Origin of the sequence: Dorea sp. YH-dor226 (assembly GCF_039832105.1) — a bacterium.
Lineage (GTDB): Bacteria > Bacillota > Clostridia > Lachnospirales > Lachnospiraceae > Dorea_A.
The window spans coordinates 163,531-173,692 of sequence record NZ_JBDOHS010000007.1 but is presented as its reverse complement, the minus strand read 5'-3'; the positions used below and the strand labels follow the sequence as shown (position 1 = coordinate 173,692).

The 10,162-nt window shown below is 41.3% G+C and carries 6 protein-coding genes, 7 tRNA genes and 1 rRNA gene; all 14 read left to right on the top strand.

The window, feature by feature from the left end; translation table 11 throughout:
* A 23S ribosomal RNA gene (locus ABE547_RS08260) occupies nucleotides 1-97 on the top strand; the annotation flags it as partial.
* A gap of 65 nt (nucleotides 98-162) precedes the next feature.
* Nucleotides 163-236, top strand: a tRNA-Asp gene (locus ABE547_RS08255).
* Between the two features lie 4 nt (nucleotides 237-240).
* A tRNA-Val gene (locus ABE547_RS08250) sits at nucleotides 241-313 on the top strand.
* 16 nt (nucleotides 314-329) lie between these two features.
* Nucleotides 330-411: transfer RNA gene (locus ABE547_RS08245), tRNA-Tyr, on the top strand.
* 17 nt (nucleotides 412-428) lie between these two features.
* A tRNA-Thr gene (locus ABE547_RS08240) sits at nucleotides 429-501 on the top strand.
* 27 nt (nucleotides 502-528) lie between these two features.
* Nucleotides 529-602: transfer RNA gene (locus ABE547_RS08235), tRNA-Met, on the top strand.
* Nucleotides 603-626: 24 nt separating this feature from the next.
* Nucleotides 627-699 (top strand) — tRNA-Phe (locus tag ABE547_RS08230).
* A 24-nt stretch (nucleotides 700-723) separates the two neighbouring features.
* A tRNA-Lys gene (locus tag ABE547_RS08225) sits at nucleotides 724-796 on the top strand.
* A gap of 121 nt (nucleotides 797-917) precedes the next feature.
* Nucleotides 918-1,565, top strand: coding sequence for a GntR family transcriptional regulator (locus tag ABE547_RS08220; protein WP_347378329.1), 648 nt, complete (start codon nucleotides 918-920; stop codon nucleotides 1,563-1,565).
* 3 nt (nucleotides 1,566-1,568) lie between these two features.
* The gene (locus tag ABE547_RS08215) at nucleotides 1,569-2,450 is read left to right on the top strand and encodes a LysR family transcriptional regulator (protein ID WP_347378328.1); all 882 of its coding nucleotides are present in this window, start codon (nucleotides 1,569-1,571) and stop codon (nucleotides 2,448-2,450) included.
* A gap of 196 nt (nucleotides 2,451-2,646) precedes the next feature.
* Nucleotides 2,647-4,035 carry an aminopeptidase gene (locus tag ABE547_RS08210; protein ID WP_347378327.1) on the top strand — a complete coding sequence of 463 codons (1,389 nt, stop codon included), beginning with the start codon at nucleotides 2,647-2,649 and terminating at the stop codon, nucleotides 4,033-4,035.
* Between the two features lie 20 nt (nucleotides 4,036-4,055).
* Nucleotides 4,056-5,408 carry a peptide MFS transporter gene (locus tag ABE547_RS08205; RefSeq protein WP_347378326.1) on the top strand — a complete coding sequence of 451 codons (1,353 nt, stop codon included), beginning with the start codon at nucleotides 4,056-4,058 and terminating at the stop codon, nucleotides 5,406-5,408.
* Between the two features lie 70 nt (nucleotides 5,409-5,478).
* On the top strand, nucleotides 5,479-7,266 hold the full coding sequence (locus tag ABE547_RS08200; RefSeq protein ID WP_347378325.1) for an aminopeptidase P family N-terminal domain-containing protein: 1,788 nt from the start codon (nucleotides 5,479-5,481) through the stop codon (nucleotides 7,264-7,266).
* A gap of 327 nt (nucleotides 7,267-7,593) precedes the next feature.
* Nucleotides 7,594-10,146 (top strand): cation-translocating P-type ATPase, encoded by a 2,553-nt coding sequence (locus tag ABE547_RS08195; RefSeq protein ID WP_347378324.1) that lies wholly within the window; start codon nucleotides 7,594-7,596, stop codon nucleotides 10,144-10,146.
* The last annotated feature ends 16 nt before the right edge of the window (nucleotides 10,147-10,162 follow it).

The following is a 10,162-nucleotide window of genomic DNA, read 5'->3' as shown; positions in this document are numbered from 1 at the left end:
GTAAGACCCCTTGAAGACGACGAGGTAGATAGGTCAGAGGTGGAAGTGTGGTAACACATGGAGCTGACTGATACTAATCGGTCGAGGGCATGACCAAGCAAGGTGATAGGTAAGTGGATGATATTTCTTGTATGCAGTTTTGAAGGTATATACCTTCTATAAGGCCCAGTGGCTCAGTTGGTTAGAGCGCCGCCCTGTCACGGCGGAGGTCGAGAGTTCGAGTCTCTTCTGGGTCGTTATGGGATCATAGCTCAGCTGGGAGAGCATCTGCCTTACAAGCAGAGGGTCATAGGTTCGAGCCCTATTGGTCCCATTTAACAAAAGAATTTGGATGGATTCCCGAGTGGCCAAAGGGGACAGACTGTAAATCTGCTGCAAATTGCTTCGGTGGTTCGAATCCACCTCCATCCATTAGCCGTAAGGCACGTGCCGATGTGGCTCAATTGGCAGAGCAGCTGATTTGTAATCAGCAGGTTATCGGTTCGAGTCCGATCATCGGCTTAGTCTGAAAAGACTACAATTTCATATCGCGGGGTGGAGCAGTCTGGAAGCTCGTCGGGCTCATAACCCGAAGGTCGTAGGTTCAAATCCTGCCCCCGCAACTCGCACATATTTATATGTGTTAAGCCCAGATAGCTCAGTCGGTAGAGCAGAGGACTGAAAATCCTCGTGTCGCTGGTTCGATTCCGGCTCTGGGCATTTTATTTGCTAATAATTGAATAAGGGCGTGTAGCTCAGTCGGTAGAGCACTTGACTTTTAATCAAGTTGTCCGGGGTTCGAATCCCCGCACGCTCAGGAATGAGAGAGCGTAAATCCTTTTTTCGGGATTTACGTTTTTTTGTTGAAAAAAATGTAGAAATATGTTATGCTGACAGTAGATTGTTAACAATCTACTTTTTAAAAAGGATATACATTCATGGGAAAATTATCACATTGTACATTAAGAGAAAAAATTGTAGAAGAGATAAGAACTAAGATTCTGGATCAGGAATTGAATTCTGGCATGAGAATTATAGAACAGGATCTTGCAGAAGAATTTGGAGTGAGCCGTGGACCGATCCGGGAGGCTCTTCGTCAGCTGGAACAGGAAGGCATGATCGAGTATAAGAGAAATGCAGGATGTTCTGTTCGTAAAGTAACTCTGGAGGATATAAAAGAGATCTATATGCTTAGTTCGAATTACGAGATTATGGCGGTTCAGTCTTATGACGGTAATTTTTCTGATGAAGATATAAAGAGAATGGATACGATTCTTGAATTGATGAAGAATTTGAAAGATGCGAATTATAAGACGGTTGTTTCACTTGACTGTCTGCTTCACAGGGTGATTATTGAAAGAGCCGGATTATCGCGTCTTGAAAAAGCCTGGACAGACATGAATTATGGAAATATACTCAGCTGCTATGCAGGGAATCAGGACATAAAGCAGATTGAAAAAAGACAGTATCCAATACATAAAAAACTGGTAGATGCGTGCAGGACAAGAGATACGCAGATAATATGCGACGCAATTTCTGATCATTATAGCCTGACTGTGAACAGGATATTAAAGGAAGGAAATTAGGCAATGATTCTTTGGAAATACAAATATTTTGTTGATGTTATTGACAGCAAAAGTTTTACAAAAGCAGGAAAGAAAAATTTTGTATCACAAACTGCAATCAGTCAACAGATATCTTCGTTGGAAAAAAGCATAGGCGGAAAGCTTATTGACAGAGGTAACGGGGAGATTGTAGTAACTGAATTGGGGCAGATCGTGTATGATAAGGCGAAGGAAATGCTTCGTTTGAACGAGGAGATGTCAAAGGAGATACAGCAGTTAAAGGAAAAGCCTACGATTGATATAGGAGTGGATTCTTCTATCAATCGCATTTTCTGGGATAAGCTTCAGAATGTTATCAGAAGTAATTATAAAGGTTCTGAAGAGAGATTTGGCTTCAGTAAGATAGATCCCAGAGAGGGAGGAAGGATGCTGGAGGCGAATAAACTGGACATTTTTATCGGATATGGGATTCCGGTGCCTGATATGAAAATGGAATTGGAAGAGGAAGTTCTTTGTGAAAGTCCGATCGGTGTCTATGTAGGAAGTCATACTGCTCTGAAAGATAAAGAAGAACTCATGCTGAAGGATCTGGAAGGGTACAGAAGATATGAGACAAAAGTGTATCCCTGCAGTATACAGAATGCTTTCAAGGATGAGAAGGAAGCTGCAGAAGAGCAGACCCAGGAAGATATATCAGTATACGATAATATTGATACCATGAAGTTAAAAGTAGAATTTAATGATGGGTATGCATTCGCCGATAGTCGTTTTTTTTCATATGAGGACGGCGAAATCCGATTATTGTCAGACTACAAGGAATCCTGTAATTTGAAATTATTTTATCGTAAAGAAAAGAACAAAAAAAGAATACAGAAAATATATCGGGAGCTTCAGGATGTCATTTGAGATATAAGTTAATAGATATAATTATGATACAAAATTCACAAACCAGTCAGATAATGGCTGGTTTTTCTTTGTCTTATCAGAATATAACGCTATAACTTTTTCTTATTCCGATATTAGAAAAACTTGTTTGTAATTATTGTGAAACAGAGATAAAATCTGACATAGGGACTGCTGACAACAAAAGGAGGTGTAAAAAATGGAAAGAAAAAATATGTGGAAGCAGTATACAGATGCACAATGTCTGGAAGTTGAGCAATTAAGCGAAAGATATAAAAAATGTCTGAATGCCGGAAAGACAGAAAGAGAGTGTGTTGTCCTTGGAATTGAGATGGCGAAAAATGCTGGTTATCGTAATCTTAATGAATGTATAAAAGAGGGAACTCAGCTGAAGGCAGGAGATAAAGTGTACGCTGAGTGTATGGGCAAAGCACTTGTTTTATTTCAGATAGGAACAGAACCACTGGAAAATGGAATGAATATTCTTGGGGCGCATGTTGATTCTCCAAGACTGGATATTAAGCAGAATCCATTGTATGAAGACAGTGATATGGCATTTCTTGATACTCATTATTATGGTGGAATTAAGAAATATCAGTGGGTTACCATTCCGCTTGCGCTTCATGGAACGGTTGCAAAGAAAGATGGATCAAGCATAAACGTCGTTATCGGGGAAGACGAAAAGGATCCTGTATTAGTGATTTCGGATCTTTTAATCCATATTGCTCAGGAGCAGATGGAGAAAAAGGCGAACGTAGTGATCGAGGGTGAAAAGCTGGATGTTCTTGTCGGAACAAAGCCGCTTACAGAAACAGAGGAAGAAAAGGATCTGGTAAAGGCGTCCATTCTGAAGTATTTAAAAGATAATTATGACATGGAAGAAGAAGATTTTCTTTCAGCAGAGTTTGAAGTAGTGCCTGCGGGGAAGGCAAGAGACTGCGGACTTGACAGAAGTCTGATTATCGGATACGGACAGGATGACAGAGTATGTGCATTTACTTCATTATTTGCAATGCTGGAAACAGAAAATCCGAAACGTACAAGCTGTTGTATTCTGGTCGACAAAGAAGAGATTGGAAGCGTTGGTGCGACAGGTATGCATTCCAGATTCTTTGAAGATACAGTGGCAGAGATTGCTGCCCTTTCAGGTGGTATCGAGGGGTTAACCGTAAGACGGGCATTACATAATTCTTATATGCTGTCATCTGATGTAAGTGCGGCATACGATCCATTATTTGCAGATGCATTTGAAAAGAAGAATACGGCATTCTTTGGAAGAGGTCTGGTTTTCAATAAATATACCGGAAGCCGTGGAAAAAACAACACTAGTGATGCAAATGCGGAATACATCGCAAAGATCCGTAAAGTAATGGATGATAATGAAGTTGGATTCCAGACAGCTGAGATGGGAAGAGTCGATCTCGGTGGAGGAGGAACCATCGCATATATTATGGCAAATTACGGTATGAACGTAATTGACAGTGGTGTTGCAGTGTTATCTATGCATGCGCCACACGAAGTAACGAGCAAATCTGATATCTATGAGGTATACAGAGGCTATAAAGCATTTTTAAAAGAAATGGAATAAGGAAGAGAGGAAAAAAACCAATGGAAACTAAGAAAAAAGGCTATCCAAAAGCATTCTGGGCATGTGCCTGCACAGAAATCTTCGAACGTCTTTCCTATTATCTTGGACGTTCACTGATCTTAATCTTTGTAACAGCAACTGTAGCAACAGGAGGTCTGGGACTTTCTGATACAGTAGCAGCAAATATGCAGTCAAACCTGACAGCATTTTCTTACCTGCTTCCACTTTTGGGAGGAGTTGTCGTAGACAAATATATAGGTGCAAAATATACGACACCAATTGGTATGGTGATCGCAGGTGTCGGTTACTTCATGGGTTCCGTTGCAACCAGCACAACAGGCGTATATCTGATGATCTTCTTTGTCAGCGCAGGGCTTGCTCTTTTCAAAAATGGACCGATTATCGGACGTGTTATTACAGATAAATCACAGATGGACTCTGCATTTTCTGTCCGTTATTCTCTGGTAAATGTAGGCGCATTTATTGGAACATTTGCAGTTGGTATCTTATATAAAGACGTATTTGCAAAAGATGGTGTATTAGGTTTCATTCCATGCTTCAGACTTGCAGCATTGATCATGGTATTGGGTGCACTCTGGTATGTATTTGTATGCTGGAGATTCTTAGGCGATACAGCAGCACTGCCATTCAAAAAGACAATGACTGCTGAAGAAATCGAAGCAGAAAAAGCAAGAAAAGCTTCTGAAAAAGAAGAAAAACAGCCAATGACAACTGTGGAAAAGAAGAGAATCGGTGCTATTGTTGTTGCATCTATCTTCTCCATTATTTTCTGGATCTTCTGGTATCTTGGATATCTTCCGGTATACTACTACTGGGCAGAAAATGCAAACTGGGCTATTGGAGGATACGAAGTACCGGCAACATGGTTTGATGCAGCAAACTCTATGTTCTGTGTAATCTTGGGTCCGGTTGTTGCTTCCTTATGGAAGAAACTTGCAGCAAGACCACAGGGTGATATGAGTATTTTCCGTAAAACGGCTCTTGGTATCACAACAATCGGTTTAGGTTACCTTTTCTATATCCTTATGGATATTGTTCGTGGAGATGGAAAAGTCAGCGTAATCTGGCTTCTTGGATTTGCATTCCTTCTGACACTTGGTGAAATGTTCTTCTCACCACTGGGACATGCATTTATCAGTAAATATTCTCCAAGCCGTTACCTGGCAGTTATGATGTCCGTATGGGGATTTGCAACATTTATCGCTGCAAAATCTTATGGATACGTATACGGATTGTTATTTGGCGGTAATCTGGAATTCAGAGTTGCATGTGGAATCGTTGCAGTAATTGCATTAGTTTCTGCTGTCATCATGGTTGCTCTGGATAAGAAATTAGCTGCATTGGTAGACTAATGAAACAGATGTACAGGATGCAGAAGCTTCCTGTACATCATTTTTAATAAATGAATTGGAGAGAGGTAAAATGAACATTCGTGAAAGACTTTCAAAGCTTCGTGAGCTGATGGCCGAAAAAGAAATTGATATGTATATTATTCCAACAGCTGATTTTCATCAGAGTGAATATGTAGGGGAATATTTTAAAGCGAGAAAATTCATGACCGGATTTTCCGGTTCTGCAGGAACTGCTGTTGTGACAAAAGAAAAAGCATATTTATGGACAGATGGAAGATATTTTATTCAGGCAGCAAAGCAGATTGAGGGAACAACTGTAGAGCTGATGAAGATGAGAGAGCCGGGTGTTCCGACGATTGAAGAATATCTGCGCGAGAACCTTCCGGAAAATGGAACGATCGGTTTTGACGGACGAGTAGTATCCATGGGTGAAGGAATGGAATATGAAAAGATTGTCGCAGAAAAAGGCGGACAGATTGTATATGAATATGATCTGGTTGATACTTTCTGGGAAGAGCGTCCAAAAATGTCTGAAGAGCCGGCGTTTGCACTCGATGTTCAGTATGCAGGAGAGTCAACGGCAGACAAGCTTTCCAGAATCCGTGAGTTTATGAAAGAGCATGGAGCGACAGCTCATGTACTTACTACTCTGGATGATATCTGCTGGACTTTAAATATGCGTGGAAACGATATAGATTTCTTCCCGATGGTTTTATGCTATGCCATGATTAAAATGGATGGCGTGGATCTCTATATAGATGAAAGAAAGCTCGGAACTGAGATGAAGGAAAGCTTTGCAAAAGACGGTATTTCCATTCATGCGTACAACGATATCTATGAAGATATGAAAAAAATTGCCGGTGAGGAAGTGGTTCTTCTGGATGAAGCAAAGATTAATTATGCGATCTATAGAAATATTCCGGAAGAGGTAAAGACGGTAGAAGCGCGTAATCCGGAGATCTTATTTAAGGCTGTTAAGAATGATGTTGAGATCGAAAATATCAGAAAAGCGCAGTTAAAAGACAGTGTAGCGCACATCAGATTTATGAAATGGCTGAAAGAAAATATAGGAAAAATCAGAATTACAGAGATGACTGCTTCTGAGAAACTGGATGAGTTCCGTGTACAGATGGGTAATTTTATCCGTCCAAGCTTTGAGCCGATCTCTGCATATGGAGAACATGCGGCCCTCTGTCACTATACTTCTTCAGAGGAAACGGACGTAGAGCTGAAAGAGGGATCCGTATTCCTGACGGATACAGGAGCAGGCTTCTATGAAGGTTCTACAGACGTAACAAGAACATATGCGCTTGGAGAGATTCCTGATATTATGAAAGAGCATTTTACTATGGTTGCAATCAGTAATCTCCAGCTTGCAAGTGCAAAATTCTTAAAAGGATGTAATGGAATGAATCTGGACATCCTTGCAAGAAAACCGTTCTGGGACAGAGGACTTAACTTTAATCACGGAACAGGACATGGAGTCGGATATCTTCTGAATATCCATGAAGGACCGACCAACTTCCGCTGGCAGTACCGTGTGAAAGATACCCATCCGTTTGAGGAGGGAATTATACTGACAGATGAGCCGGGAATCTATTTTGAAGGATCCCACGGAGTTCGTCTTGAGAATGAGCTTCTTGTAAAAGCATGGAAGAAGAATGAATATGGTGAATTCCTGTGCTTTGAACCAATCACTCTGATCCCGATGGATCTGGATGCGATTATGCCGGAGATGATGTCAGAAGAAGAAAAACGTCTTTTGAATGAATATCATGCACTGGTATATGAAAAAGTGTCTCCGTATCTGGAGGAAGAAGAGAAAGAGTGGCTGAAAAAGTATACAAGAGCGATTTAATTATTACAATTAGGTTTTTTGATTGATATCATACCCTTCAGTTGAATGTGCTTTTCTGAGTTTGGCAGGAAAGCACATTCGTATTTTATATAATTTTTTATAAAAAATAAATTGACAAGAGTAATAAATTTTCGTATATTATAAAATAATAAGAGGGAGTAACTGGCATTCGTTTGTAAAAGACGGGTGTTTACGATGACGTCAATACGATGATGATTCATCCGTATCGTAATGAAATGGTGAGACTTTTATTGCATGTAGTTTATGTGCAATAAAAGTCTCTTTTTTATTTTCATAATAGATGTCAGACGAGAAAGGAGAATTAGAATGCTGACAAGTGAACAAGCCAGAAATAATCAGGAAAAGTATGGATTTAATGAATTAGTGGAAGGAAAAAAGAAAAGTGTATTGCAGATATTTGCAGAACAGTTCAAGGATTTTCTTGTAATCATTCTGATCATCTCAGCGATTATATCAGGAATCATGGGAGATGCGGAAAGTGCAGCTGTTATCTTTGTTGTAATTACCATCAACGCAATACTCGGAACGGTGCAGACCGTAAAGGCAGAGCAGTCTTTAAAGAGTCTGAAGCAGATGTCGGCACCGGAAGCAAAGGTTATGCGTGACGGAAGACTGATTCAGATTCCATCCAGAGAAGTAACGATCGGAGATGAAGTAATCATTGAAGCGGGTGATTGTATCCCGGCAGATGGAAAACTGTCAGAATGTGCAAGCCTTAAGGTGGATGAGAGTGCATTGACGGGAGAAAGTATTGCGGTGGAAAAGTCACTGGATGAAGCGCCGGAAGGAGCGGCTCTTGGAGATCAGACAAACATGGTATTTTCCGGAAGTTTTGTCACGTATGGCAGAGGAATCTATGAAGTGACAGAGATTGGAATGGGAACGGAGGTAGGTAAGATAGCCGGACTTCTGAAGACTACTTCTGAGAAGAAAACGCCGCTTCAGGTTAATCTGGATGATTTCGGGAAAAAACTTTCGATTCTCATCCTGATATTCTGTGGAATCATATTTGGGGTCAATGTATGGCAGGGCGGTTCTGCGGGAGATGCGTTTCTCTTTGCAATCGCACTTGCAGTTGCTGCGATTCCGGAAGCACTGAGTTCTATCGTTACCATCGTATTGTCGTTCGGGACACAGAAGATGGCAAAAGAACATGCTATTATACGAAAACTTCAGGCAGTGGAGGGGCTTGGAAGTGTGTCAATTATCTGCTCTGATAAAACGGGCACTCTTACGCAGAACCGAATGACGGTAGAGGATTATTATGTAGATGAAAAACGAATCCCAACATCGGATCTCAATATGGATCATAAAAATCAGAGACTGCTTTTAAAGTTCAGTATGCTCTGCAATGATTCCACGAATGAAAATGAGCAGGAGATCGGAGATCCTACAGAAACTGCGCTGATTAATCTTGGCAGTAATCTTGGACTGGAAGCATCAGAGATCAGAGAAAAATATCCCAGAAAGTCGGAGGTTCCATTTGACAGCGACAGAAAACTCATGTCAACAGCACATGAGATGGAAGAAGGGTATCTGATGGTCGTAAAAGGTGCTGTTGATGTGTTGATACAGCGCATGACCCGGATCAGAATTGGCGATACTGTAAGAGAGTTTACGGAAGATGATCAGGAAAAGATCATGCGGCAGAACCTGGAATTTTCAAGAGACGGACTTCGCGTTCTGGCATTTGCTTATAAAGAAACAGAGCAGGGCGCAGAGCTGACGCCTGAAGATGAACAGGAGCTGACCTTCCTTGGACTGATCGCGATGATGGATCCTCCGAGAGAGGAATCGAAAGATGCAGTGTCGGAATGTATAAAGGCAGGAATTAAACCGATCATGATTACGGGGGATCATAAGATCACCGCTTCTGCAATTGCAAAAAGAATCGGTATCCTGAAAGAAGAATCCGAGGCGTGTGAGGGAGCAGACATTGAGCATATGTCAGATGAAGAGCTTCGGGAATTTGTAAAAGACGTATCGGTATATGCAAGAGTGTCTCCGGAACACAAGATCCGTATTGTGCGTGCATGGCAGGAAAGAGGAAATATTGTTGCCATGACCGGTGATGGAGTCAATGATGCACCGGCTCTTCGACAGGCCAATATTGGTGTTGCCATGGGAATTACCGGAAGCGAAGTAGCAAAAGATGCGGCAGATATGGTTCTGACGGATGATAATTTTGCAACCATTGTAAAAGCGGTGGAAAACGGAAGAAATGTATATCAGAATATTAAAAATTCGATTCAGTTTCTTCTGTCCGGCAACTTTGGAGCGATTCTGGCAGTGTTATATGCCTCTGTAACAGGACTTCCGGTTCCGTTTGCGCCGGTTCATCTGTTATTTATCAATCTTCTGACAGACAGTCTTCCGGCGATTGCGCTGGGACTGGAGCCGCATACAACAGAAGTTATGAAGGAAAAACCACGTCCGATGAATGAATCCATACTGACCGGACCATATCTTGCGAGTATTGGAACAGAGGGACTGATTATCGGAATTATGACAATGGCTGCATTTTTCATTGGTTATCGGAACGGAGACGCCGTACTTGCAAGTACAATGGCATTTGGAACCTTGTGTACCAGCCGTCTGGTACATGGATTTAACTGCAAGAGCAATCGTCCGGTGATATTTACAAAACGATTTTTTAATAACATCTATCTGATCGGTGCGTTTTTACTGGGACTGGCGCTTATTACAGCAGTGCTTGTTCTTCCGGGAATGCAGGGATTATTCAAGGTGGTAAGTCTTAATATGGAACAGCTGCTTACGGTATATGGACTGGCACTTTTAAATCTTCCGATCATACAGTTGCTGAAGTGGATACGTCAGTTGATAAAAAAGAAGGGTTAGATCGGATTATGCTCAT